Origin of the sequence: Thermopolyspora sp. NPDC052614, assembly GCF_040678635.1 — a bacterium.
In the GTDB taxonomy this organism is placed as follows: Bacteria; Actinomycetota; Actinomycetes; order Streptosporangiales; family Streptosporangiaceae; genus Thermopolyspora.
In genome coordinates this window covers 260,471-284,358 of the sequence record NZ_JBFATZ010000009.1, presented here as the reverse complement: position 1 = coordinate 284,358, position 23,888 = coordinate 260,471, and the positions used below count along the sequence as shown (strand labels likewise).

General features: G+C 68.4%; 27 protein-coding genes and 3 tRNA genes. 12 read left to right on the top strand and 18 right to left on the bottom strand.

Features of this window, described 5'->3' with window-relative positions; genetic code table 11:
- Nucleotides 1–35 precede the first annotated feature (35 nt).
- Nucleotides 36–884 carry a LysR family transcriptional regulator gene (locus AB0K60_RS21345; protein ID WP_364057468.1) on the bottom strand — a complete coding sequence of 283 codons (849 nt, stop codon included), beginning with the start codon at nt 882–884 and terminating at the stop codon, nt 36–38.
- A 152-nt stretch (nt 885–1,036) separates the two neighbouring features.
- Here AB0K60_RS21345 and AB0K60_RS21340 point away from each other — a divergent pair, with 152 nt between their 5' ends.
- Both AB0K60_RS21340 and AB0K60_RS21335 read left to right on the top strand, forming a co-directional pair.
- Nucleotides 1,037–1,774: an NAD(P)-binding domain-containing protein gene (locus AB0K60_RS21340; RefSeq protein WP_364057465.1), complete on the top strand. Its 738-nt coding sequence runs from the start codon at nt 1,037–1,039 to the stop codon at nt 1,772–1,774.
- A gap of 189 nt (nt 1,775–1,963) precedes the next feature.
- Complete coding sequence (locus AB0K60_RS21335) at nt 1,964–2,713, top strand: hypothetical protein (RefSeq protein WP_364057462.1); 750 nt, start codon at nt 1,964–1,966, stop codon at nt 2,711–2,713.
- Nucleotides 2,714–2,891: 178 nt separating this feature from the next.
- Here AB0K60_RS21335 and AB0K60_RS21330 read toward each other — a convergent pair whose 3' ends face one another.
- The gene (locus AB0K60_RS21330) at nt 2,892–4,040 is read right to left on the bottom strand and encodes an FAD-dependent monooxygenase (RefSeq protein WP_364057459.1); all 1,149 of its coding nucleotides are present in this window, start codon (nt 4,038–4,040) and stop codon (nt 2,892–2,894) included.
- An 80-nt stretch (nt 4,041–4,120) separates the two neighbouring features.
- Here AB0K60_RS21330 and AB0K60_RS21325 point away from each other — a divergent pair, with 80 nt between their 5' ends.
- The gene (locus AB0K60_RS21325; RefSeq protein WP_364057456.1) at nt 4,121–4,726 is read left to right on the top strand and encodes a TetR family transcriptional regulator; all 606 of its coding nucleotides are present in this window, start codon (nt 4,121–4,123) and stop codon (nt 4,724–4,726) included.
- Nucleotides 4,727–4,778: 52 nt separating this feature from the next.
- Here the strand turns inward: AB0K60_RS21325 and AB0K60_RS21320 are convergent, their stop codons facing one another.
- The 3 genes from AB0K60_RS21320 to AB0K60_RS21310 all read right to left on the bottom strand — a co-directional run bounded on the left by AB0K60_RS21320 (nt 4,779) and on the right by AB0K60_RS21310 (nt 5,613).
- Nucleotides 4,779–4,943 carry a hypothetical protein gene (locus tag AB0K60_RS21320; protein WP_364057635.1) on the bottom strand — a complete coding sequence of 55 codons (165 nt, stop codon included), beginning with the start codon at nt 4,941–4,943 and terminating at the stop codon, nt 4,779–4,781.
- Nucleotides 4,944–4,995: 52 nt separating this feature from the next.
- Nucleotides 4,996–5,148: a hypothetical protein gene (locus AB0K60_RS21315; protein ID WP_364057453.1), complete on the bottom strand. Its 153-nt coding sequence runs from the start codon at nt 5,146–5,148 to the stop codon at nt 4,996–4,998.
- 66 nt (nt 5,149–5,214) lie between these two features.
- Nucleotides 5,215–5,613: a hypothetical protein gene (locus AB0K60_RS21310; RefSeq protein ID WP_364057450.1), complete on the bottom strand. Its 399-nt coding sequence runs from the start codon at nt 5,611–5,613 to the stop codon at nt 5,215–5,217.
- Between the two features lie 131 nt (nt 5,614–5,744).
- On the opposite strand from AB0K60_RS21310, the gene AB0K60_RS21305 reads away from it, so the two are divergent.
- The 4 genes from AB0K60_RS21305 (at nt 5,745) to AB0K60_RS21290 (ending at nt 9,689) form a co-directional block, all read left to right on the top strand.
- Entirely contained in the window at nt 5,745–8,477 is a 2,733-nt protein-coding gene (locus tag AB0K60_RS21305; protein ID WP_364057447.1) for an AAA family ATPase, read from the top strand.
- Nucleotides 8,478–8,763: 286 nt separating this feature from the next.
- Nucleotides 8,764–9,072, top strand: coding sequence for an antibiotic biosynthesis monooxygenase (locus AB0K60_RS21300; protein WP_364057444.1), 309 nt, complete (start codon nt 8,764–8,766; stop codon nt 9,070–9,072).
- On the top strand, nt 9,069–9,188 hold the full coding sequence (locus AB0K60_RS21295) for a helix-turn-helix domain-containing protein (RefSeq protein WP_364057441.1): 120 nt from the start codon (nt 9,069–9,071) through the stop codon (nt 9,186–9,188). Before AB0K60_RS21300 ends, AB0K60_RS21295 begins: the two co-directional genes overlap by 4 nt.
- A gap of 30 nt (nt 9,189–9,218) precedes the next feature.
- Entirely contained in the window at nt 9,219–9,689 is a 471-nt protein-coding gene (locus AB0K60_RS21290) for a hypothetical protein (protein WP_364057438.1), read from the top strand.
- A gap of 6 nt (nt 9,690–9,695) precedes the next feature.
- Here the strand turns inward: AB0K60_RS21290 and AB0K60_RS21285 are convergent.
- The 3 genes from AB0K60_RS21285 to AB0K60_RS21275 form a co-directional block, all read right to left on the bottom strand.
- A tRNA-Phe gene (locus AB0K60_RS21285) sits at nt 9,696–9,769 on the bottom strand.
- Between the two features lie 21 nt (nt 9,770–9,790).
- Nucleotides 9,791–9,865 (bottom strand) — tRNA-Asp (locus AB0K60_RS21280).
- 213 nt (nt 9,866–10,078) lie between these two features.
- The gene (locus AB0K60_RS21275; RefSeq protein WP_364057435.1) at nt 10,079–10,852 is read right to left on the bottom strand and encodes an alpha/beta hydrolase; all 774 of its coding nucleotides are present in this window, start codon (nt 10,850–10,852) and stop codon (nt 10,079–10,081) included.
- 63 nt (nt 10,853–10,915) lie between these two features.
- Here AB0K60_RS21275 and AB0K60_RS21270 point away from each other — a divergent pair, with 63 nt between their 5' ends.
- Nucleotides 10,916–11,332: a MarR family transcriptional regulator gene (locus AB0K60_RS21270; RefSeq protein ID WP_364057432.1), complete on the top strand. Its 417-nt coding sequence runs from the start codon at nt 10,916–10,918 to the stop codon at nt 11,330–11,332.
- Nucleotides 11,333–11,473: 141 nt separating this feature from the next.
- Here AB0K60_RS21270 and AB0K60_RS21265 read toward each other — a convergent pair.
- Both AB0K60_RS21265 and AB0K60_RS21260 read right to left on the bottom strand, forming a co-directional pair.
- Nucleotides 11,474–11,546: transfer RNA gene (locus AB0K60_RS21265), tRNA-Glu, on the bottom strand.
- An 85-nt stretch (nt 11,547–11,631) separates the two neighbouring features.
- Nucleotides 11,632–13,191: a metallophosphoesterase gene (locus AB0K60_RS21260; protein WP_364057429.1), complete on the bottom strand. Its 1,560-nt coding sequence runs from the start codon at nt 13,189–13,191 to the stop codon at nt 11,632–11,634.
- Between the two features lie 112 nt (nt 13,192–13,303).
- Here AB0K60_RS21260 and AB0K60_RS21255 point away from each other — a divergent pair, with 112 nt between their 5' ends.
- Together AB0K60_RS21255 and AB0K60_RS21250 are read left to right on the top strand one after the other, a co-directional pair.
- Nucleotides 13,304–13,645 carry a metallopeptidase family protein gene (locus tag AB0K60_RS21255; RefSeq protein ID WP_364057426.1) on the top strand — a complete coding sequence of 114 codons (342 nt, stop codon included), beginning with the start codon at nt 13,304–13,306 and terminating at the stop codon, nt 13,643–13,645.
- Nucleotides 13,646–14,086: 441 nt separating this feature from the next.
- Nucleotides 14,087–15,391, top strand: coding sequence for an MFS transporter (locus AB0K60_RS21250; RefSeq protein ID WP_364057423.1), 1,305 nt, complete (start codon nt 14,087–14,089; stop codon nt 15,389–15,391).
- 93 nt (nt 15,392–15,484) lie between these two features.
- Here the strand turns inward: AB0K60_RS21250 and AB0K60_RS21245 are convergent, their stop codons facing one another.
- From AB0K60_RS21245 to AB0K60_RS21230, 4 genes are all read right to left on the bottom strand, one after another.
- The gene (locus AB0K60_RS21245) at nt 15,485–15,901 is read right to left on the bottom strand and encodes a PspC domain-containing protein (protein WP_364057420.1); all 417 of its coding nucleotides are present in this window, start codon (nt 15,899–15,901) and stop codon (nt 15,485–15,487) included.
- 214 nt (nt 15,902–16,115) lie between these two features.
- Nucleotides 16,116–16,913, bottom strand: coding sequence for an ABC transporter permease (locus AB0K60_RS21240; RefSeq protein WP_364057416.1), 798 nt, complete (start codon nt 16,911–16,913; stop codon nt 16,116–16,118).
- 5 nt (nt 16,914–16,918) lie between these two features.
- Complete coding sequence (locus tag AB0K60_RS21235; protein ID WP_364057413.1) at nt 16,919–17,782, bottom strand: ABC transporter ATP-binding protein; 864 nt, start codon at nt 17,780–17,782, stop codon at nt 16,919–16,921.
- A 126-nt stretch (nt 17,783–17,908) separates the two neighbouring features.
- Complete coding sequence (locus tag AB0K60_RS21230) at nt 17,909–18,694, bottom strand: IclR family transcriptional regulator (protein ID WP_364057410.1); 786 nt, start codon at nt 18,692–18,694, stop codon at nt 17,909–17,911.
- Nucleotides 18,695–19,268: 574 nt separating this feature from the next.
- On the opposite strand from AB0K60_RS21230, the gene AB0K60_RS21225 reads away from it, so the two are divergent.
- Nucleotides 19,269–19,808, top strand: a complete 540-nt coding sequence (locus AB0K60_RS21225; protein WP_364050472.1) for a UGSC family (seleno)protein — start codon at nt 19,269–19,271, stop codon at nt 19,806–19,808.
- A gap of 38 nt (nt 19,809–19,846) precedes the next feature.
- Nucleotides 19,847–20,944: a hypothetical protein gene (locus AB0K60_RS21220; RefSeq protein WP_364057407.1), complete on the top strand. Its 1,098-nt coding sequence runs from the start codon at nt 19,847–19,849 to the stop codon at nt 20,942–20,944.
- 124 nt (nt 20,945–21,068) lie between these two features.
- On the opposite strand, the gene AB0K60_RS21215 is transcribed toward AB0K60_RS21220, so the two are convergent.
- The 4 genes from AB0K60_RS21215 to AB0K60_RS21200 are packed head-to-tail and all read right to left on the bottom strand — an operon-like array spanning nt 21,069 to nt 23,770.
- Entirely contained in the window at nt 21,069–22,376 is a 1,308-nt protein-coding gene (locus AB0K60_RS21215; RefSeq protein WP_364057404.1) for a cytochrome P450, read from the bottom strand.
- Complete coding sequence (locus AB0K60_RS21210; protein WP_364057401.1) at nt 22,373–22,987, bottom strand: ATP/GTP-binding protein; 615 nt, start codon at nt 22,985–22,987, stop codon at nt 22,373–22,375. Before AB0K60_RS21210 ends, AB0K60_RS21215 begins: the two co-directional genes overlap by 4 nt.
- The gene (locus AB0K60_RS21205; RefSeq protein WP_364057398.1) at nt 22,968–23,324 is read right to left on the bottom strand and encodes a DUF742 domain-containing protein; all 357 of its coding nucleotides are present in this window, start codon (nt 23,322–23,324) and stop codon (nt 22,968–22,970) included. Before AB0K60_RS21205 ends, AB0K60_RS21210 begins: the two co-directional genes overlap by 20 nt.
- Nucleotides 23,321–23,770, bottom strand: coding sequence for a roadblock/LC7 domain-containing protein (locus AB0K60_RS21200; protein WP_364057395.1), 450 nt, complete (start codon nt 23,768–23,770; stop codon nt 23,321–23,323). Before AB0K60_RS21200 ends, AB0K60_RS21205 begins: the two co-directional genes overlap by 4 nt.
- Nucleotides 23,771–23,888 lie beyond the last annotated feature (118 nt).

Below are 23,888 nucleotides of genomic sequence, written 5' to 3'. Positions count from 1 at the left end.
TGCCGGCAGTGGTCCGGCTCGGCCGTCCAGGACGGTCATTCCGCGAAGGCGGCCACGTACGACGCCACGCACGATGTCGGCGTGGCGAGTGACGTCACGACGTGGCCGTCGATGGTCACCGGCGGGTCGAGCGGGACCTGAAGCACCCGTTCGGAGCGGGTTCCGGCGAGTTGTTCGGCCGGTAGCAGCGTCCAGCCCTCGGGGTCCCGGCCCACCTCGTACAGCACGTTGAGCAGGTCCCCGGCGGGCGGTCGCGGCGGTGCCACGGGGAGGGCGGCGAGAATCGCGTCGTGCAGCGGGGGGTCGGTGTGGCGGGCGGGCAGCCGCAGGCCGTGCGGGTCGAGGTCGCGCAGGCTGATCGCGGGTTTGCCGGCGGCGGCGTGTTCGCCGGACACCACCGCGTGCAGCGGCTCGGACCAGGCGCGCACCACGGTCGTCTCCGTGGACGTGATCACGCCGCGGACCAGCGCCAGGTCCAGTTCGCCGTCGCGGACGGCGTCGAGGCGCGCGGTCACCGGCAGGTTGACCAGTTCGGGCTCGGCGGGGCGTTCGCCGTCGCGCAGGCGGGCCAGCGCTCGGTCGAGGCGCGGGGTGACGCAGGAGGCCACCCCGATCCGCAGGGTGGTCGCCGGCTCTCCGGCCACCACCCGGACGCGGGCCGCCGCGGCCAGGGTCTCTCGGGCCGCGGCGAGTACCCGTTCACCGGCGGGCGTCAGCCGTACCGTCCGTGACGTGCGGTGGAGCAGGCGCACGCCGAGCTCGCGTTCGAGCCGGGCGATCTGCTGGCTCACCGCCGGCTGCACGATGCGCAGCCGTTGCGCCGCGCGGCCGAAGTGCAGTTCCTCGGCGACGGTCACGAAGTAATGCAGCGCCCTCAGTTCCATGCCTTCTGATCTATCACATGATGTGATCGCTGCCAGTCGATTCTGATCGTTGTTTCCGCAGGTCGCTGCGGCTGTGATGGGTCACGGACCCGCCGCCGCGGGCCCGCGTGCCGGTTGCCGCCACGCGTGGAACACCCGAATGGAGAGCAGAAGTGAGCACCTCAACCCTCGGCGTCATCGGCTCCGGAATGGTCGGCGCCGGGGTCGCCCGCCGCGCCGTCGACGCCGGTCTCGACGTCATCCTGAGCAACTCGCGCGGCCCGCAGTCCCTGGCCGACCTCGTCGCCGAACTCGGCCCGCGGGCCCGCGCGGCCACCCCGGCCGAGGCGGCGCGAGCCGCCGACCTGGTCCTCGCGGCCGTGCCGTTGGCCGCGCACGAGCGGCTGCCCCGTTCGGAACTCGCCGGCAAGACCGTGATCGACCCGATGAACTACGCCCCGACGTCCACGTGGAGCGTCCCGGAGCTCGACGGCAACGAGCTGACCTCCAGCGAACTGGTGCAGCGCCACCTCGCCGGCGCCCGTGTGGTGAAGACGCTGCATTCCATCGGCCCGAAGCAGTTGCTGGACCTGCACCGCCCGGCCGGCGCACCCGACCGCACCGCTCTGCCGCTGTCCGGCGACGACCCGGCCGCCAAGGAAGAGGTGGCCGACCTGCTGGACGCCCTGGGCTTCGACGCGGTGGACCTCGGCACGCTGGCGGAGAGCTGGCGCAGCGAGCCCAACACCCCGCTGTACGCCTTCCCGTACGTGGGACAGCCGCCGTCCGGCCTCACCGTGCACGAACTGGTGGCCTGGGTCCAGGCGGCGCCCGGCGTGCCGGTATCCGCCGCCCGGGTCAAGGAGCTGGCCGCCGCCGCGGTGCGCGGGCCCGCCGGTTTCCGGATGTAGCGGACATATCGAGGATCGCGCATTCGCCTATTGTTTCGTCTGTAGGATCGGGTGGCCTGCCCGAGCCCCAAAACCCGACGAATAGGACCCGAACCCACAGACATACTCATCAGGGTACGCTTCGGCCCGGATCGATGTTACGGGAATGTTGGCCAAGTATTAGCCGGGTCTCCCATATGATCACGAACCATGAAAATCCGCGCATTCGTTACCGCTGCCGGAGTCGGCGCCTCGTTGTTGGCGTTCGCGCCCGCAGCTGGCGCCTACCCGGTCAAGGGCGCTCCCGAACTGACGCACAACGAGCTCTACAAGCAGGCCAAGCTGCCGAAAATCGCCTGCAAGGCGGCCAAGGGCAGGACCAAGGCCTCGACGAAGAAATACATCACCAAAGTGGTCGACTGCCTGAACACCGCCTGGGGCAAGACGACGAAGGATTTCACGCCCGCCGACGTGGAGATTACGGACTCCGCCGGCGAGGGCGGATATTGCCTGACCGGCATGAAAATCGCCGAGTCCTTCGCCACCGTGTGCCTGCGCGGCCTCCAGGTGCAGCTCAAGTCCGACTGGATCAAGGCGAAGAGCGACACCGCCATCCTCGTCGAGATCACCAGGGCGTACGCCGGGTTCATGCAGGCTCAGAAGGGCATCAGCAAAGCCTTCGACGAACTGCCGCACAACCAGAAGGGCGACGAACTACAGGAGCAGACCCACCGCTTCTACCTCCAGGCCGACTGCCTCGGCGCGGTCTCCATGAAGAGCCTGGGCCGCTCCGCCAAGAACTGGAAGCCCCTGCTCACCGCCGAATCCCCCAAGGAACTCAAGCGGTTCCGCTGGCACGGCAAGCCCGCCAACCGCCTCTACTGGTTCACCCAGGGGTACGCCAAGGGCCGCCCTGGCGCGTGCAACACCTGGAAGGCCCCCTCGGGTAAGGTCGCCTAGCGTCCTGCGCGCGGCGGGCCGGGAACCGGCTCTCCGCGCCTGCAGCCTGGAGCGCGCGAAATGTACGCCCAGTGGCTCTCCTTGGCAGAGCGCTACGCCAAAGCGGACGGGATGCGCTGGCATGCTCTGCGGCGCACCCCATAGCCGAATCGGTTGAGGCCGGTCGGATTACGGTGCGCTAGGCCCGCCACATGGCGGCGAGCCGCCGGGTGGCGAGGCGGCGCGGTGTCGCGCGGAGCGCGGTGTCGCGTAGCCAGGCGATGGCGCCGGTTCGCGACATCAGCCACGACTGGCGGGACGACGCCGTCATCAGGCGGCTGGTGCGGGGGCGGCGTTCGGCGTCGTAGCGGAGCAGCCGCTCGGCGACGTCGGCCGGGGTGGCGCCGGTCAGATGCCGGGTCAGCGCCGCCGCGTCCTCGAAGGCCTGGCTGGCGCCCTGGCCGAGGTCGGGGGTCATGGCGTGGGCGGCGTCGCCGAGCAGGGCGGTCGCGCCGATCGCGAAGGCGGGCAGTGGCTCGGCCAGGCGGGCGATCGCGTCGACGTAGATGTCGGCGGGCGGGGTGGCCTCGATAAGGGCCGGGATGGCCGGGTGCCAGTCGGCCATCAGGTCCAGCATCTGGTGGCGGGCCACGGCGGGCTCGGGTGGTGGGCCGTGGAGTGCGGAATCGGTGAACCAGTACAGGTCGTTCTCGCCGACCGGGAACAGGCCGAACATGGCGCCGGTGCGCCGGTCGACCACGATGGCGGTCAGCAGGTCGGTCACGTCCAGGTGCGCCGGCCTGGGCAGCATGCCGCGCAGGTCCACCCGGCCCACCCGCCGCAGTCCGGGGTGTTCGGGGAACAGCAGGCCGCGCAGGGTGCTGCCGATGCCGTCGGCCGCGATCACCGCGTCGGCGGTGGCCACGGGCCGGTCGTCGCTGATCACGGTCACTCCGGCGTCGTGAGGCTCCAGCCGCTGGATCGGCGTCGCCGTACGCACCAGGTCGGCGGGCAGCGCCGCACGCAGCGCCCGGTGCAGCTCGGCCCGGCTCACGCAGGCGGTCGGCCCGATCGTCCGCTGCGCCTGGACCGCGTCGGTGACCAGCAACGGCCGCCCGCGCCGGTCCCGCAATCCGCCGCTGCCGGCGCTCACGGCCTGACCGCGGACGTAGTCGCCCAGCCCGAGCTCATCCAGCGCCCGGATGCCGTTCGGCATGACGACGACGGCGGTCCCCGCCTCCCGAAGCTCCGCCCCGCGCTCGTACAGCGACACCTCGTGCCCCTGCCGATGCAGCCCCACCGCTGCCGCCACCCCGCCCAGCCCCGCACCCACCACCGCGACCCGCATGCGCGTCAACCACCTTGTCCGACCGCCCTCGACGATCCACTACGATCGTCCTAGTACGACTACCGTCATACCATGGTCGGGTGCCACCCACGAACCCAGGCCGCCGCCGAGCGCTGATGGACGCCGCGATCGAACTGCTGGCGGCCTCCGGCGTACACGGGCTGACCCATCGCGCGGTCGAGAAGGCCGCCGGCCTCCCCCAGGGAACGGCGTCGAATTACTTCCGCAGCCGGGAGGCACTCCTGGTGGCCGCCGCGGAGCGCATCGTCGAGCTGCACCACGCCGACATGGACAGGATCGGCCGACGGCACACGGACACGGCGGGCCCTCCGCCGGACATCACCGAGCACATCGCGGGCCTGCTCGCCACCTCCTTGCTCGAAGCGGCGACCACCCTTCGCACCCGCTACCTCGCCATCTTCGAACTACGACTGGAGGCCGTACGACGACCGGCGCTCGCCTCAGCCCTCGCGGCCCTGCAGGACACCTCGATCAGCCTGACCGCCGGTCACCACGCCGACCTCAACCTGCCGATCCCACCGGAGAAGATCCCCACCCTGATCACCCTCTACGGCGGCGCACTGTTCACGCTGGTGACCGCCCCGCCCGGTCACATCACCGAGCAGACCGTGCATGGCATCGCCCAGGCCATCGTGCGGGGGACGTTGACGCCCGCCGAGGGCTAGGACTTTTCCCGCGACCGGCGGCCCGGCCGTACCGGCGGGGTGCGGTGAGAGATCACCGTGCGCACAACCGGTCCAGCGCCGACTGGCTCTCCTCGTCCGCGGCGCGGCAGATCATCAACCGCTGGTCGGGATCCTGCAGGGGCATGAGCATCTCGAACTGCACGGTGATCAGGCCGACGTCAGGGTGCCGCAGCACCTTATGCCCACGACCGTTGATCTTACCGCTTCGCCGACAAGGCCGAGCTGATGGAGCAGATCGTCGAGTTGGTCTACAACGAGATCGTCGAGTTCGTCGTACCCCGAATGGGCACGCCTTCGGCCCACAGGTATACGTAGTCCACCTCCGACAGGTCGCGGGCGGCTAAAGCACGCTGCTCGGTCTTCCACTGCTCGGTGAGCCGGGTGATTACCGGCGCGGACATGCCTGCCGAGTTGGACTTATCTCGGACACTATGATCAAATGATTCGGGAATGTACGCATTTTCTCGTCAGATGCACAAATTTCGATCAATGCTCTGACCGCCGTGGCCACAGCCGACGAGGCCATCGCCATGGTTATGTTCCGTTAGCGGTCCGCCACGGCGAGCAGTCTCGTAAAATCCCTCGCTGTGCCCGTAGACGTCGGCAAAAATCAGCTCCGCGCAAGTCTTCTCGCTCACAAGCAGGCCGCTGACTCCATCATTGAGAGTCCTCCAGCAGCTCTGCTGCTCTTCTACGGTGTTGAGTGTGGCCTGAAGGCGGCGCTGCTCGACCGCCTCAGGCTGAGATCTACAGGGCAGCTTGCCGAGCACCTGAGGAGCCACGACCTGCAGCGGCTCGCTAAGGAACTGCGTTTGCCCCCAAATCTGTGTGCTCGGATGCAACGCTGTGCGAGCCATCATCAGCAAGCGGCGCAGGTAGAGTTCCGCGATCTACATCAGGCTTGGCGCTATGGCCACGCCCTCCGAAAGGAACACGAGGAACAAGCTCTCATTGCGCTGCGTGACCTGCTGGAGTGGTGTCGACGAGAATTGAGGGCATGATCATGCCGGATCAGGAGACTGCGGTCCCGGAGCGCCTCTACACCTGGGTGGACGTGGACGCCCACTTGGCGACTCTCGCGGAGCGAAACCAGTGGCCGCTGTGGCTCCATGAGTGCGATGCCTTCTGGGACGGACTCGAGGTAACGATCGATCCGCAGACGCCTCCGGAGGAGGCCTTGTCCTGGCTGAGCGAGAAGTTCGGCGTGGGCTCGATCACCCAGTATCAGGGGGGTAACGCCCTCCGACTGGACGACGTACCTGGACATCCCTCCACGAGATTGCTTCCGATCACCATCTCCCAGCGAGAGAGCGATACCCCGAGGAGGGAGCCCAGATGGCGGGAGCGACGAATCGTGCGCGCCCTTGGCCAGCCTTTGCCTTCCCCACAAAGCCCGTTCCCGGGCAGTGTACGAATCGCTGCTCTCCACTCCTTCAAAGGTGGAGTAGGACGCACCCTGCACGGTGTGGCTCTTGCCGATGCGATCGCTCAGCGAGGACATCGAGTACTCCTCGTAGACGCCGACCTGGAAGCTCCCGGCATCACCTGGATGTTCACCTCGCAAGGCAGGCGGGTTGACTTCAGCTTCGAGGACTTCCTGGCACTTCTGCACTCCTCCGAGGACGGCCGTCCCAACGACGCGATTACTCTAGGCGCGGCCTACCTCCCGAACCAGGCTCTAGACAATGTCATCGTCATGCCTACGCGGCGTTCCCGCTTGGATATCGCACCGCCACGACTCGAACCTACCGATCTCCTGACTCCTGACCGGTCGATGTATTACTTGACCGAGTCTTTCGCCGAGCTTGCTTGCCGGTTGGAGGCGCAGACGGTCCTAATTGATCTACGCGCAGGCAGCAGCGAACTCGCGGCTCCTGTCCTGTTAGACCCACGAGTGCAACGCATTTTTGTCACTACTATCAGCAGTCAGTCGCTTCTCGGCACCCTTCGTACCATCGAGGAGCTCGGCCGGCGCGCACCCAGCCGGGACGATGACCCGGCAAGCGTAGCGGTCATAACGCAGTTTCGAGAGCATGGGCATGGAGATCTGGCAACTAGGGCTGCGGCCTTGCTCCGCGACAAGATCTCCAAAACTCTCGAACCTCGCCCACAGACAGGGGAGGACCGGACGGTCGATAGTGACCTCATCTTGGAGCCGGTCTTCAGTGTCTTCCAGGAACGACTCCTAGCACTTCCTAGCTCATGGGAAGAAGTAGTTGAGCTAACTCGACGCCACCAACTCACCGAAGTACTTTCACCGCTTGCAGAAGGGCTCATCCCTCCGACCGAACTGACGCTCACCGACGAAGCATACGCTGACGAATCACTTCGGATTACAGCGAAAAGTGACATCACTTCTCTCCGGGAGACTCTTAGCGACTTCGCTCGGCGACTGGTTTACGCCGAGACAGCGGACGACACGGCTTTCCTTCCGACAGAATCGCTCCGAAATCTGCTGATCTCGCATAGGACAGAACCACCACTTTGCGTGGTGGTGGGTGCCAAAGGTTCAGGGAAAACCTTCACACAGATCCAGATGTGTTTCCGCAGAACCTGGGCGACTTATGCGCGGGACGTTGGGGTTGAAGGCGTTTCTCTAGACGCACCACTCGTGCCTGTATTCGTATCAAAGAATCTCAACAACGCCACCCTCGACCGCGTTAGCGAGATACAACGTGGCGCCTCCGCCACTGCAGAGGCGGAGCCCGCAAGCCAACTTAAAATGCGGGATCTGATCGACGAGGCGCTGCGTTCGAAGCTGACCGACCTACAGTGGCGGCGGATCTGGCTGAGATGCATGGCTCAGGCTGTTGGAATCGACGCTACCACGGAAGATGTCGAGCAGAAGTTGGCCGACTTCGGCCAGGCCGGCAGCAGAATTTTCCTCATCGATGGGTTGGAGGATCTACTCCAGGATTTCTCCCAGGACCTGGCCCAACGGCAGGCACTACGTGTCCTTTTGGTCGACTGCCTCGAGTGGTTGCGCAGCCTCCGAGGTCGACCACTTGGCCTCGTTATCTTCGTGCGGCGAGACCTCGTACAGGCGGCCATCCGGCAGAACTATGGGCAGTTCTTCGCCAAGTATAGCGAGTATGAGCTGAGGTGGAATCCATCTGAAGCCATGCGACTCGCCCTTTGGGTCGCTCAACGATCTGGTGCACTACCTGGGCTGTCCTCGAAAGAAGTCGTATCGGCAAGAGATCAAGACCTCAGCAAGCGACTGCTTCCGGTATGGGGAGAGAAGATGGGATCACTTCGTTCCCGTGAAGCCCGGTCGGATGGGTGGTTCCTTGCTGCACTTTCAGACTTCAATGGACAAATCCAAGCTCGGGATATTGTCACCTTCCTCAAAGAATCGGCGGCTCAATCGTTGACGGACACTCGTTGGACTGACCGCCTACTCACGCCCGCAGCGATGAGAAACGCGCTCGTCCAATGCAGCCGAGAGAAGGTTGAAGCCATCAGCGCTGAAAGCCCACGGGTTGGAGAGCTCCTCAAGCGTCTAGACAGCCTGGGCACAGATCAGAAGCGAATCCCATTCAGCTCTGAATCGGTGGGACTGTCAAACGAAGATCTGGAGATCCTGGCCGCCAATGGCGTTGTCTTTCGCGAGGAAGATCAGTATTGGATCCCAGAGATATTCCGCCATGGTTTGTCCTTCAAGGCCGCTGGTCGCCCAAAAATTCTCGCGATCGCGAATCTCGTGCGCCAGCGAAATAACTTCGACTGACACATGAAGGCGGACCCGTGTACGTCGCCGATTATGCAACCGCATAGTCATCGTCCAGCGACACACACAAGCATCTCCTGCAGGAGGGACACGAGTGGAGCGTTCACTTCAATGGCAATTGGAGTGGGCCGTGCTAACCGCGGTCGGCGACCGCCCGACGCGCGGCGCGATCCCCCCACCACCACGGGCAAGGTGGAGCGGCTTGGGGTACTTGTGTCGCACAGTAAGTGCTGATCAGTATCCGAGAGTGACCTAGCGCGTGGCTGGGCGACCGAGGAGGGCGTACATGTTCGGACTCATGGTCCGATTCACCTGCAAAGACGAAGCCAGCGCCGAGGCGTTCGATCGCCTCGTCGACCAGACCATCGAACAGATCCGCAGGCATGAGCCCGGGACGATCGTCTACGCCTCCCACCGAGTGGATGGCCGGCCGCTCCAGCGGATCTTCTACGAGCTGTACGCCGACCGGGCCGCCTTCGACGCCCACGAGCAGACCGAGCACACCCGCCGCTTCCTGGCCGCCCGCGACGACCTGCTGGCCTCGGTCGAGGTCGACTGGCTGCACCTGCAGACCGGGAAAGGCACCACACAGTGAGCACCGAATACCAGCGCGCCCTGGGCCGGCGCATCGCCCAGGAACGCAAAAGACGCGGGCTGTCCCAAGTGGAGCTGGCCCGCCTGGTGGACCGTTCGGTGGCCTGGATCTTCTAGGTCGAACGCGGCGTCCGAAAGATCGACCGGATGTCGGTGCTGGAGAAGCTCGCCGAGACCCTCGATGTGCCGTTGTCGGAGCTGGCCGCCGAGGCGCCGGTGGTCGCCGCCTCCGCAGAGGAGATGCCGCAGACGGCGGGGCTGCGGCTGGTGCTGTCGGGTGCGCATTCCCTTCAGGCGATGCTGCACTCGGCTCCGGTGCCGCCCACCGACCAACTGCGGTCGGGGGTGGAGCGGGCGTGGATGTCGTTGTGGGGTGGCCTGACCCTGCAACGCGCCGTGGCGCGGGAGAGCCGCCCAGGACCGGATGCGGTCAGCGCCCTAGTTGGCGCCTCGATGTCACTGTGCATGTCTGACGGCCTCGGCGTCCAGCCCAGGTCGTCCGCGATGTCGTCGGGAAGTGGTTATGACGGGCATGGCACGCTTGCCAGGGCGGGTCGCTGTTGTAGGTGCACAAAAAGCCCCGAACGACGATCCGCTCGGGGCATTTCTAGTGGTTAGAGGCGGTGGTCAGGGGCAGGGTCGAACTGCCGACCTTCCGCTTTTCAGGCGGACGCTCGTACCAACTGAGCTACCTGACCTCGGTGGTTGCCCACCGGGAGCGGTCCTGACGGGACTTGAACCCGCGACCTCCACCTTGACAGGGTGGCGAGCACTCCAAACTGCTCTACAGGACCTTGTGGTACGGAAGATTGCGCTTCCGTTTTGTTCGGCTTGCCTAGCCTACCAGCTATCTGGTGGGCTTTGGCCTGCCTGTCGCGGCTCCCGTCGGGGGGAGCCGGACTTGAGAACACCGTAACTATAGCACCGGCCGGCGGCGTGCTCGCGCCAATAATCCTTGGGCGCGGTGGGCTCGCCGCCGGGTTCGGGGGCCTCGTTCCTGCGTCGTCTCACGCCTTCAGGTGGGCGTCTATCAGGGCGAACGTGGCCTGGGGCTGTTCGATGTGCGGGAGGTGGCCGGCCTCGGGGATGAGTTCGAGGCGGCCCTCGGGGAGGGCTGAGGCGTAGGCCGCGCCGTACGCGGGGGTGACGATGCGGTCGCTTTCGCCCCACAGGAGCAGTGTGGGCACGTGGACTCGGGTGAGGCGGCGCAGCAGCTTGGGGTCGTGCATGTAGGGGTCGCCGGCGAGGACGCGGATGGTGGCCAGGTTGGCCTGGCGGGCGGCCAGTTGCTCGGCGGGGATGGTGGCGGGGTCGATGTGGAAGCGGTCCGGGGCGTGCCAGGAGTGGTCGGCGAGGGTGCGGGGGTCGAGGGCGAAGATGTTTTTGATCGGTTCGTCGGGGACGTGGATGCCGACGGCGTCGATGAGGACGAGGCCGGTGATGAGGCCGGCGGTGTCGCGTACGGCCAGTTCGGCGGCGGTCCAGCCGCCGAGGGAGGAGCCGATGACCAGTACGTCGCGGAGGCGGCGGTCGTGGAGGAGGTGCAGGTAGGCGAGGGCGAGGTCGTCGATGCCGGTGAACCAGTCGGGGCGGGGGGTGCCGTCCCAGCCGGGGTGGGTGGGGGCGATGACGTGGCCGGTGTGTGCGAGGTGGGCGGCGAGGTTGGCGACGGTGGCGGGGCCGCCTCCGCCGTGGAGGAGGAGGATGGGGCGGCCCGTGCCGGACTCGGCGAGCGTGATGGGCAGGTCCGGGTAGAGCGCGATGGTGTGGTGTGTGGTCATGACGGTAACTCTAACTAAATATGTTGATATAAGCTAGTTGAGTAAGAGCGATACACTTTGTGCATGCTTGGTGAGCTGCAGGTTCTCGGAAGGGCGCTGAAGCAGGCCCAGTATCGGCAGCACCGGGCGCTGGACGGGCGGCTCGCCGCCGTCGGGACGACCCTGGCGCAGTGGGACGCGTTGCGCGCGATCGGCCGTACCCCGGGGGCGTCGGCCCGCGCGCTGGCCGAGGCGACGTTTCAGAGTGAGCAGGCGTTCGGGACGCTCGCCAATCGTCTGGTGGCCCGGAATCTGATCGAGCGCAGGGCGGGCCGCGGGCGGCGCATCGAGCATCACCTGACCCCGGACGGGGAGCAGGTCCTCGCGGCCGCGAACCGGATCGCCGACGAGGTGCTGGCCGACTGCTACGCGCCTCTTTCGCAGGAGGAGCGGGCGGTCCTGCTCGGCCTGTTGCGGCGTCTCATCGGGGCCGAGGCGTGACACGCGCATTCGCCAGGCGGGCGATCTCGGTTTCGGCCGTCGGGCGGAGGTGGGCCTTCGGCGACGCGGGGAGGGCGGGTGTACGCGGCCACGGCGCAGGCACAACAAAAATCGCCGATCCGGAGGGATCGGCGACCGCGGTGCCCCCAACGGGATTCGAACCCGTGCCGCCGCCTTGAAAGGGCGGTGTCCTAGGCCGCTAGACGATGGGGGCTAGGGCTCGCGCCCTTATCCAGGACGTCTTCCGTCGGGGACGTTCAGCAGCATAGGGGACGATGGTCCTCCATGCCAAAGCGATTTCAGCCCGCGAGCGTGGATGGCGTCGGTGTGCGGCCCCCGGCGCCCGTTGGCGGCGAGCTGGCCGGTGACTCTGGATTGATTGTACGCGCCGGGTCGGTCTCCAGGTGACGTTCGATCTGTACGGACTGCTGGCCAAGGCCGCCGAGGGTGATGTCGTCCCACGCCTGGAGTCTGCCGTCGGACTTGCGGAAATAGAGGACCGAGGCCATGAACGGGGTGGGTTCCTCGTGTTCGAGGCCGCGCAGGCCGGCGCCGCCGGTGGAGCCCTGGATCATCAGGCGGGTGCCGGTGGGCAGCAGTTCGGTGGAGCGGTCGTGGACGTGGCCGCTGAGGATGAGCGCGACCTTGCCGGAGAACGGGCGGCCCATGGTGGGGTCGTGGACGGCGACGATGTCGGCCGGGATCCGGTCGGGGGCCGAGGTGGACGGCGGGCGGGGCCACTCGGGCGGGACGACGCGGGAGGCGTGCGTGGCGCCGATCTCGGCGAGCTTCTCGTTCGAGATGGGCTCGGTGGCCTTGTCGGGGGTGAAGCGGGGGTCGCCGATGCCGTAGATGCGCAGGCCGGCGACGGTGGCGGAGGTGCCGTTGAGGACGATGGCGTTCTTCTGGCGGGCCACGGCGCGTTCGGTGGTCTTGGAGTCGTGGTTGCCGCGGACGAACACGTACGGCACGCGGAGATCGCCGATCTCCTCCATGAACTTGTTCTCGGCCTTGGTGCCGTGGTCGCTGATGTCGCCGGTGTCGATGATCAGGTTGATCTTGAACTGGCCGCGCAGGGAGCGGATGATGTTCCAGGCGACCGGGTTGAGGTGGATGTCCGAGACGTGCAGGACCCTGATCGTGTCCGGGTCGGGCTTGAACAGCGGCAGCGTACTGCCCGCCTGGTAGAGCTGGGACACGTTGGTGACCAGCTTGGCGAGCTGGCCGCGGTACTCCGAGAAGCGGGTGACGATCGACTCGGCGTCGCCGATCAGGGACGGTACGCCGGTCAGCAGGCCGGTGTAGCGGGGCTCGGAGATGGACTTGGCGTTGAACGTCGCCGCCGACAGCCCGGCGATCAGGGCGACCGCCAGCAGACCGGTCAGACCCGCCCAGGCCGCCTTGCGCAGCCCGCGGAAGACGACCAGGCCGGCCAGGGCGGCGCCGAGCACGGCGAACGCCACGGACTGGATGACGAGGCGGCGCAGGCCGTCCTGGAGGTCGGTCTCGATGGCCTGCGGCAGCCGGTCGGCCCAGCGGGGGTTGTCCAGGATCTGCTGGGCCACCTCGGGGTGCACGCCGTCGAAGGTCAGATCGAGCCGGAGCGGGCTGTTGTGCGTGTCGAAGCCGAGCGTGCCGAGCGGGCGCACGTCGACGACGGTCTCGCCGCTCATGGACGGGCGCAGGCTCATGCCGATGTCGGCGGGGCCGACGGGGGTCTGGATGTGCGCGCCCAGCACGATGCCCAGCCAGGCCCCCCCGAGGGCCACGGCCACGACCGCCAGGATCGAGGCGCCACGCCGTACGATCCGCAGCTCGGTCCCTTTATGGACGTGGTTAACCAGACGTGTGACATTCATCCATTTCCTGCTTACCCCATATCGGGGATCCACGCGCACCGCGGCGGGCGGCGGCTCCCTCTCCCCCGTACGGCATCGCGCGTCGGCGGTGTGAGATGAAACGATTGACGGCGTGATTGATGTTTCGCGGGAGAAGTTCGAGGAGCTCGTCGCGGAGGCCCTGGACACCATCCCGCCGGAGCTGGCGCGGATGATGGACAACGTGGTCGTCGTGGTGGTCGACGACCCGCCGGAGCCGGGGCTGCTGGGCCTCTACACCGGGGTGCCGCTCACCGAGCGCGGCGGGTGGTACTCCGGCATGCTGCCCGATCGCATAGAAATTTATCGAAACCCGACATTAGAGATCTGCGACACCGAAGAGGACGTAGTGGACGAGGTGCAGATCACCGTCGTCCACGAGATCGCCCACCATTTCGGCATCAGCGACGAACGACTCCACGAGCTGGGCTGGTAAAACCCCTGCCCTTTCCTGATTTATCACCCATACGCCTCACCGGTCACTCCAACCTCGCCCTCTCCCTCCCGTCACTCTCGATCGGGGGTCACGGCGAAAACCGGTCACAGTTTGGACCGGCCTGACTCCAACCGGTTGCAAAGTCTCATCCCGGCAGGCACCGTAGGTTACGTCACGAACACAAAACGTCAGTGGCGACGGCTGCGCACGGGCGGAGACGTGTCGCTCGTCGCGGCCTGACGGCCGGGGTCGGCCCCGCCCCGGTCAGGAACAGGCCCGATCGACCGGACCCGCCGCAGCACCGGAGGAGGAGGTGACCCGGTGGCGACGACACGCCCCGGCGCCCCTCTGCCGGACGCCGCCACGCCGGTCTCTGCCCGGCTGCGCAGGGGTCCGATCCCTCTGGCGGCCCGAAGGCCGGAGTACCCACGGAGGCTCACGATGACGGCCACGGATTCCGGCCGACTGCCGGGGCGACGGTCCGGACGGCATCGCCGTCCGCACGACGGCCCGGCGTCCTACCGCGAGGTCATCGCCCTGCGCGAATTCCGCGCGTTGTGGTTCGCCCAGGGCCTGTCCCTGCTCGGCGACCAGTTCGCCCAGGTGGCCCTCGGCGTGCTGGTCTATCAGCGGACCGAGTCGCCGCTGGCCACCGCCGCCGTCTACGCCCTGACCTACCTGCCGCCCATCCTCGGCGGCCCGCTGCTGGCCGGGCTCGCCGACCGCTACGCGCGGCGCACGATCATGATCGTGTGCGACATGGCACGGGCGGTGCTGGTCGCGTTGATGGCGATCCCCGGCATGCCGCTCGCCGTGCTGTGCGCGCTGCTGTTCGGGGTGGTGACGATCAGCGCCCCGTTCTCCGCCGCGCGGGCCGCGCTGCTGGCCGACATCCTCACCGGCGACCGGTACGTCGTCGGCTCGGCCCTGCAGAACATGACCAACCAGGCCGTGCAGATGCTCGGTTTCGCGCTGGGCGGTGTCGCGATCCTCAACCTCGGGCCGCACCGCGGGCTGGCGCTGGACGCGGCGACCTTCCTCGCCTCCGCGCTCATCCTCGTGGTGGCGGTACGGCCCCGCCCCGCCCCGCCCCGGGACAACGGGTCGCCGCCGTCGGCGTGGCGGATGGCGCTCGGCGGCGCCAGGCTGGTCTTCGGCGACCCGCGGCTGCGCACGCTGGTGCTGTTCGCCTGGCTGTGCGGCTTCTACATCATGACCGAGGGGATCGCCGTGCCGTACGCGGCGACGCTCACCGGCGATCCGGGGCTGCTGCCGGTGGTGAGCGGGCTGCTCATGGCGGCGCTGCCGATGGGGACCGTGATCGGGGCGGTGCTGTTCACCCGGTACGTCGGGCCGGACCGGCGGCTGCGCGTGATGGGGTGGATGGCGATGCTGAGCTGCGCGCCGCTGGCGCTGTGCGCGCTGCGGCCGCCGTTGTTCGCCGTGCTCGTGCTGTGGGTGGCCGCCGGGATCGGCGGGGCCTACCAGCTCGCGGCCAACGCCGCGTTCGTCCAGTGTGTGCCGCCGGAGCTGCGGGGGCGGGCGTTCGGGCTGGTGCAGTCGGGGCTGCTGACCGTCCAGGGGGTGGGGATCCTGGTCGGCGGGGCCGCGGCCGAGCGCCTCGGCCCCGAGGCGGTGATCGCGCTGGCCGGGGCGGCGGGGACGGTCTGTGCCGTCCTGCTCTCCCCGGCCTGGACGCGGTCGCGGGAGGACGTCATCGCCGAGGTGCGCGCCCGGGCGGCGTGAGCCCACCCCCGGGCGGACTCCGGCTCTCCCACCGGCGGGTTTGCCCCGGTTACGCCCGCCACGGGCGGTATCCCGGTGGGAGAGCCGAACGGCCTACGCATCCGTCCTGGGCTGCTCATCGCCGGCGGTGCGGGGGGCGGCGGAGGCCGGCGCGGGTTCGTCGAACGGCCTCTCGTCGGCAGCGCCGGTGGAGGCGTACGGCGTCGCCGACGGCCGCTGCCAGCCCTCGTCGAGCCGCTGCCAGTCGTTCAGGCCGCGCTTGGCCTTCTGCTTGTCGACGATGTCCTGCACGATCGAGGTCGCCTTGCCCTCCTCGGGCATGAGCAGCCAGGCCACGCCGTAGACGCCGAGGCCGAGGCCGCCGAAGAAGGAGGCGACGACGAGCACGATGCGCAGGATGTTCGCGTCGATGCCGGTGTACTCGCTGAGGCCCGAGCAGACGCCCGCGATGATGCGGCCGTTCCGGGTGCGTCGGAGCTGTTTGACGGGGTGTGTCTGCATTTCGTTCATGCCTCCACACTGCCCCTGGCGGACGCTCCCGCACATCGGGATTACCCCCGGCATCACCCTGGTTCGGCCCTGACGCGGACGGGCCCGCCGCGACCTTCGGCCCCTGCCCTGCCCGTACGGCGAGGCGAACCGGCCTGGCCCATCCCCCTCATGGTCGCCGCCGGGAAGGCGACGCCCACCCGGCCAGGCCGATTCGGCGAGGTCGCGGGGTGACCTAGGCGTTCACGTCCTGCTGGATGTACACGGACTCATGCCACGGGATGACGAACCGCTTGAGCCCGTTGACCAGGAAGTACAGCAGCAGGCCGAGGGCCGACAGCAGCACGGTGGTGGCGAACATCGCGGGCGCGTCGAGGTTGTTGAGCGTGGACACCAGCATGTAGCCAAGACCCTCGCTGCCGCCGAGGTACTCGCCGACGATCGCCCCGATGATCGCCAGGACGATGCCGACCTCCATGCCGGCGAAGACGTACGGCATGGTGCTCTTCAGCTCCAGGTGCCGGAAGGTCTGCCAGCGGGTGGCGTTGAGGCTGCGCATCACCTCGCGCTGCCCGCTCTCCACCGAGCGTACGCCGAGCTGCACGTTCAGCATGATGGGGAAGAAGGCCAGCATCGCCGAGATGACGACCTTCGAGGTCATGCCGAAGCCGAACCACACGACGAACAGCGGGATCAGCGCCACCTTCGGCAGCACCTGGGAGGCCACGACCAGCGGGCGGAGGCTGAGCTCCAGCCACGCCACCTTGCCGAGGACGACGCCGGCGGTGACCCCGACCACCAGGGCGATCAGGAATCCGCCGACGGTCTCGGTGGTCGTGACGTAGGCGTGGTACCAGGTGTCCTCCGCCGCGAGCACCGAGGTCAGGCTCGCCATGACGTCGCCCGGGGGCGGCAGCACCACGTTGGGCACTCCGCTGAGGCGGACGAAGACGTCCCAGATGACGAAGGCCGCCACGAGGATGAGCGGCGTGCTGATCCAGGGCAGCAGCTTGCGCGTTCGGTTTCTGGACACCCGCCCTACCTCTTCTCGTCCTCGTCGAGCGCGTGGCGCAGGTCCCGCGCGATGGCGCCGAACTCCGGCTCGGTCTCCACGTCGATGCTGCGCGGCTTCTGGAACCCGATGGTCTTGATCTGGGCGATGCGGCCGGGCCGGGGCGTCAGGTGGACGACCCGGTCGCCGAGGAAGACCGCCTCGGTGATGTCGTGGGTGATGAAGACCACGGTGGCGTTGGTGGCCAGGGCGATGCGCTGCAGTTCCAGGTTCATGCGTTCCCGGGTGAGCGCGTCGAGGGCGCCGAACGGCTCGTCCATCAGCAGCAGCTTGGGACGGATGCTCAGCGCCCTGGCGATCGCGACCCGCTGGCGCATGCCGCCGGACAGCTCACGGGGGTAGGAGCGCTCGAACCCGCCGAGCCCGACGAGGTCGGCGAGCTCCTGGGCGCGGGCGAGGCGCGACGCCTTGTCGTCGCCGCGCAGTTGCAGCGGCAGCGCGATGTTCTCGGCGACCGAGTACCAGGGGAAGAGGTTCGCCTCCTGGAACACGACGCCGAGCTGCGAGACGACGGAGGTGTCGGCCTTGCTGCCGTTCCACAGCGACTTGCCCTCCACCAGGATCTGGCCGGTGGTGGGGCTGAGCAGCCCGGCGAGCATGCGCAGCAGGGTGGTCTTGCCGCAGCCCGACCTTCCGATCACCGAGACGAACTCGCCATCCTGGATGGTGAGGTCGATGCCCTCGAGGGCCTGAGTGTGGGCGCGCTTGGTGCGGAACTCCTTTCCGACACCGATCAGCTCAAGCTTGGTCGCCCCGGAACGCTTCCCCGGGGGCGTCGTATGCCGGGCGCCGGTGGTCTGGTAGACCGCCTCGGCACTGTCCGCGGACATCCGGCTCCTTTCGTCGATCCTTGCCGTCGTAAGTCCGGAAGAGCTCAGGACCTCGGTAACGGGCAGCAGCCGGCTTCACAGCCACAGCCGACCGAGATGAGACTTGCGCCACAAAGCAGTTATTGACTACCCACCTTTCCAGATATCGGAAGGCATGGCAGATCGTGTTCGCCCCGCGGGCGCGCCGAGGGCGCGTGAGATGCCCCGCGCCGTGGCGAGAAGATGAGCCAGGCTCGGCCCATACGACTCGGTATTCGGCAGGATCAGCGAGAGCGCTGCGATCACCGTGCCATTGTGTCCGTAAATAGGTGCCGCGACGGATATGTACTCTTTGCGGACCGGCGTGGTGGCGTAACCGGCACGCCGGATGTCCGCGAGCTTCTGCCGCAGCTCCCGCTCGGTGATCGGCGGATGCCAGTTCGGCACGGTCAGCGGCCCGGTGACCACCTCCTCCTGCAGCTCGGCGGGGGCGTGCGCGAGCAGGACCAGCCCGATCGCGGTGGCGTGCAGCTCGTACCTGCCCCCCACCCGCGCCCGGTCGGTGGCCGTCTCGGGGCTGAGGAAGCGCTCGACGAACACCACCTGCTCCTTCTCCCGGATGGCCAGGTGCACGCCGCGGTGGGTGGTCTCGAACAGGTCCTGCATGTACGGCAGGGCCACGCGTTGCAGCCCGACCGAACGCGGCGTGACCGACGCCACCTCCCACAGCCGCAGGCCGATCCGGTACTCGCCCGCGTCGGTGCGTTCGAGCGCGCCCCAGTCGTGCAGCTCGCCCACGATCCGATGGGTGGTGCTGAGCGGCACCCCGGAGCGGCGGCTGATCTCGGAGAGGCTGAGGCCCTCTCCGCCGTCCTTGATCGTCTCCAGGATGCGCAGCGCGCGGCGAAGGACGGAGCGCCGCTCGTTCGTCATGTTCCCACTCGCTCCTTCCGTCCGCCACGTCCGCCCGCAGCACGCGAAGAACCGGAGCGTTGCTAGAGGTCCGGGCAGGTTGGAGCCTGCCACAGGCTACCCGCCTTGGTGAGGAGACATTTGTCCTGCTCTACGGCCAACCCCACCGAGGGCACAGTCGGGTGCATCCGATTATGGACAATCTTGTAAACGATAACTACGCTCTCGCTCGCCGATCAGGAACGGGGCCGAGCGCCGCCTCACCCACCGTCACCTGCGCACGCCGCCGCACCGGCGCGCGGCCCGTACGCCGAACGACCGGCCCCCCTCGGGGATACGGGCACCCCGGCCTCACGGCGTCACAGCCCTTCGCGATGGCGATTCGCTCTGCGCGAACCGTAGCCACGCGAACCTTGAAGATCACCCTAAGTCATCCTTAATGACACAATGAGGCCAACACCCCCTCGGCTGCGATCACCTTCTCCAGACAATGTTGTTGAGCAATATTGTTCACAATCTTGTCATCACATCGCACGTCGTGCTTAGCTGAGCACGAAAGACCCCTTGACCGCAGCGATCTGGAGGCGTCGGGGACATGGCAGTACGCGAGAGACTTCTCGATCCCACCGGCTTTGACGCGAAGGCCGCCGACACGACCCTGGCTCCGCGACCCGGCAGCCTGCGCGGGCTGACCATCGGCCTGCTGGACAACACCAAGCCCAACGCGGCCGTGCTGCTGCGCCAGGTCGCCGACCGGCTGCGCGAACGCCACGGCGCCGGCGAGGCCCGGCTCTACGCCAAAAGCTACTTCGGCACCCCCATGACCGAGGACATCCTCAAGCGGATCGCCGACGAATGCGACGTGGCCGTCACCGCCGTCGGCGACTGCGGCTCGTGCAGCGCCGCCACCGTCGCCGACGGCATCATGTTCGAGCGCGCCGGCATCCCGGCCGTCGCCATCGTCTCGGACTCCTTCCTGGTCTCCGGCCGCGCCATGGCCCAGGTCCAGGGCTTCGCCGGGTACGAGTTCGTGGCCGTGCACCACCCGGTCGCCAGCCTCGACGAGGCCCGCCTCCGCGAGCGCGTCGACGACGTGCTCCCCGACATCCAGCGCATCCTGGGCATCGAATCCTGACCGGCGCATCGCACACAGCAAGGGGCTGACACGCAATCATGAGCATCACGGTCGACACTCCGCAGGCCGACGCCGGCGAGATCCGCGCGGCCATGGAGTTCTACGCCGGGCAGGGCTGGACCGACGGCCTGCCGGTCGTCCCGGTCACCGAGTCCTACCTGGCCGAGTTCCTCGCCACCACCTCCCGGGACCCCGACGAGGTCCTGTTCACGATGCCGCATCTCAACCGGTCCGTGACGGTACGCCTGGCCGCCATCAACGCCGCCATGGCCGGCTGCCTGCCGACGTACCTCCCGGTCGTGCTGGCCGCCTGGGACGCGTTGAGCGAGGAGCCGTACCCGCGCAAGGGCATCTGGCAGTCCACCACAGGCACCGCCCCGATGCTGCTGGTCAACGGCCCGGTCCGGGAGCGGATCGGGCTCAACGGCAAGGGCAACGTGTTCGGCTCGGGGTTCCGCGCCAACGCCACGATCGGCCGGGCGATCCGGCTCACCGCGATCAACGTGTTCGGGCTGCGGCCGCACCAGCTCGACCAGGCCACCCAGGCCACGCTCGGCAAGTACTCGGCGTGCATCGCCGAGAACGAGGAGGAGAGCCCCTGGGAGCCCTTCCACGTCGAGCACGGCCTGGACGCCGCCGACAGCGCCGTCACCGGCCTGACCATCCGGTCGTGCATGCACATCGAGGCCCGGCACACCAGCGTGCCCGAGCAACTCGGCCTCGACCTGGCCGACAGCGTCCGCCGTACCGGCGCGCTGCTGCACGAGACCACCAGCGTGCTGCTGGTGCTCGGCCCCGAGCACGCGCAGATGTTCGCCTCGGCCGGCTGGGGCAAGCAGGACGTGCGCCGGTACGTCTACGAGAAGGCCGTGAACTCGCGCGCCCTGCTGAAGGCCCACGGCAAGGACGCGATCTCCCGGCGCAGCCGCTGGCGCCTGCCCTCCGACCACCCCGACGCCATCCCCGACACCGCCGCGGGCACCGACACCCCGGACCTGGTCCCGGCGCTGAACTCCCCCGAGGCGATCCTGATCGCGGTCGCCGGGGCGAACAACGCCGGGGTGTCCACCATCGTCGAGACCTTCGGCCCGCGCGGCGGCGCGCCCTCCATCGTCCCGGTGCGGGATCTGCCCTGAGCGGGACGCCCTCCACCGCCGACCAGGCCCGCTGAAGGCCGCGACGCGCCCCCCACCCGATCGGACCCATGCCCCCACGGCAGCCACCGGTACGGATCGGGTGGGGTTCGCCGTCTCGGGGCGGCTACCGGGAGAACCAGGCGCCGGACGTGGCGCCGATCGGCGTCACGGGGCTGAAGTGGACCGGCAGCGACTGAAGGCTGCGGGTCCAGATCGAGGGCCGCCAGCGCAGCTCCTGCGGGGCCACGGCGAGCTCGACGTCGGGCAGCCGGTCCAGCAGCACCTCCACGGCCGTCTTGGCGATGACCTCGGCGAGCTCGGGCCCGGGGAACGGGCAGCCGTACTCGCCGTGGCTGAACGACATGTGCGCCCGGTTGGCGGTGGTGGCGTGCGGGCCGGTCTCGTGGTCCGGGGGCCGGACGCGGGGGTCGGCGTTGGCCGCGGCGAAGCCGAGCACGATCATGTCGCCCTTGCGGATGCGCCGCCCGCCCAGCTCGCAGTCCTGTACGGCGAAGCGCGACGGCAGGTTCTGCAGCGGCGGGTCCTTCCACAGCACCTCGTTCAGCGCGGCGGCGACGCTGCTGCGGCCGCCCTGCAAGGTCATGGAGAAGTGGTCGTCCACGAGCATCAGCCGCAGCGTGTTGCCGATCCAGTGGGCGTTGACGCCGTGCGAGGAGATCACCAGGCCGAGCAGGTCGACGTCGATCTCCTGGTCGGTGAGCCCGGCCTCGTGCCTGATCAGCCGCGAGGTGATGTCGTCCCCCGGCTGGATCCGCTTGGCGGACACGAGGCGGCGGATGCGCAGCAGCAGCCGGCCGTAGGAGGCCATGGCCTCCTCGTTGCCGTCCACCACGTTGCCGGTGTCCTCGATCGTGCTCGCCACCTCGAATTCCGGCAGGCCGAACAGGCGGACGATGACCTCGCCCGGGATCTGGTCCGCGTACTGCTTGATCAGGTCGGCCTCGCCGGTGCCCGAGAACCCGTCGATCAGGCGGTCGGCGACCCGCTCGCAGAGCGCGGCCAGCTCGATGCGGTCCACCGCGTCCAGCGCGTCGCTGACGGCGGCGCCGCGCCGCTGCCGTTCCGCCCCCTCGGAGTACGCCGAGGAGGGCTGCCAGGTCACGTACGCGATCGCCGGCCAGGTCGGGTGGATGCGGTCCAGCAGGTTCCAGCGGCGGGGGTCGCGGCCGAACACGCGCGTCTGCCCGGTGACCAGGCGCATCTCGCGGTAGCCGATCACGAGCCAGGCGGGCACGTCGTCCTCCAGCAGGACCGGGACGACGGGGCCGTGTTTGGCGCGCATCTCCTCGTACATGGCGGCGGGGTCGTCGTAGCGCAGCGGGCCGTACAGGCGGACGGCCGCGGCGTGGTCGGGGTAGCCCTCCAGCAGGCCGAACGGACGCGGCGACGATGACGAATCCGGATTTGTCATGAGAGGCTCTCTCGGGTGGGCGTGTTCAGGTGGGCGAGGTGCTCCACGAGCGTGATCAGCACCTGCTTGCAGGACTCGCGCCGCCGCGCGTCGCAGTCGACGATCGGCACCTCGGGCGCGAGCGCGAGCGCGTCGCGCACCGCCGGGAGCCCGGGTCCGGCGACGAAGCGGTTCACGGCGACGACGAACGGCATCCGGTGGTGCTCCAGCCGGTCGATGGAGTAGAAGGAGTCCTCCAGACGGCGGGTGTCCACCAGCACGACCGCGCCCAGGCTGCCGCCGAAGAGCTGGTCCCAGATGAACCAGAAACGCTGCTGGCCGGGCGCGCCGAACAGGTACAGCACCTTGTCGGGGCCCAGCGTGATCCGCCCGAAGTCGAAGGCGACCGTGGTGGTGGTCTTGCTCCGCACCCGGTCGAGGTCGTCGACGCCGACGCTCGCCTCGGTCATGATCTCCTCGGTGCTGAGCGGACGGATCTCGCTCACCGCGCCCACCATCGTCGTCTTGCCCACGCCGAAGCCGCCGACGATCACGATTTTGAGGGCGTCCACGGCCGTGGGGCGCAGCGGTGCGCCGCCGTCCACCGGCCGCTCAGAGGTTGTGGAGTGCAACGAGCACCTGCTTCAGTGTGTCGGGGCCGACCCGTCCGGGCTGGGTCATGGTCGACGGATGCCGTACGGTGATGCGGCCGGTGTCCAACAGGTCGCGCAGCAGGATCTTCACCACGCTCACCGGCAGCCGCAGCTCCGCGGAGATCTCCACCACCGCCATCGGGCGGCGGGTCATCCGCAGGATCCGGGCGTGCTCGGACTGCATGCCGGGGGTGGGCTCGCACTCGCTCACGATCAGCGAGACCGAGTCGAAGGCCGTCTCGTCGGCGCGCGTACGTCCCCCGGTGACCGTGTAGAGCCGGTCCGGGTCCTCCCGGTCGACGGAACGCCGGATCACGGGCGGTCGCCGCCGTCCCGCTCGTATCTGGGCGCGGCGGTGAGGTACACCCCGATCTGCTCCACGAGCTCGTTCATGTTGTGCGCCACAAGCCCCACCTCGGCGTCCTCCTCGGCCACCACGGCCAGGTGCGCGCCGTCCCCGGCCGGGACGATGAGCAGCATCCCGCCGGCGAACTCCACCATCGCCTGACCCGCGCCGAGGCCGTCGCCGAACTCGCCGGACGCGGCCAGCGACAGGCTCTGGATGCCGGCGGCGAGCGCCGAGAGCTGGTCGGCCCCATCCTGGTCCAGGTCGGCGGTGTAGCACATCTTCAGCCCGTCCCGGGTGAGCACGAGCACATGCCGGATGCCCGGGGTCTTCTCCCTGAGGTTCTCCAGCAACCAGTCGAGGTCGCGGTCTGCGGTGCGGGCAACGTCCATGGCGGCGTCCATTGCGGTGTCCATCGGTTCTGGCGAGGGGACCGCCGGGCTCACCCGGCGGGGGAATCGCTTCCCTGATGTGGTTTTTGTGTCTGGTACGGGCAGGGCTTGGCCGTCGCCTACCTCGACGGAGGAAAGCGGC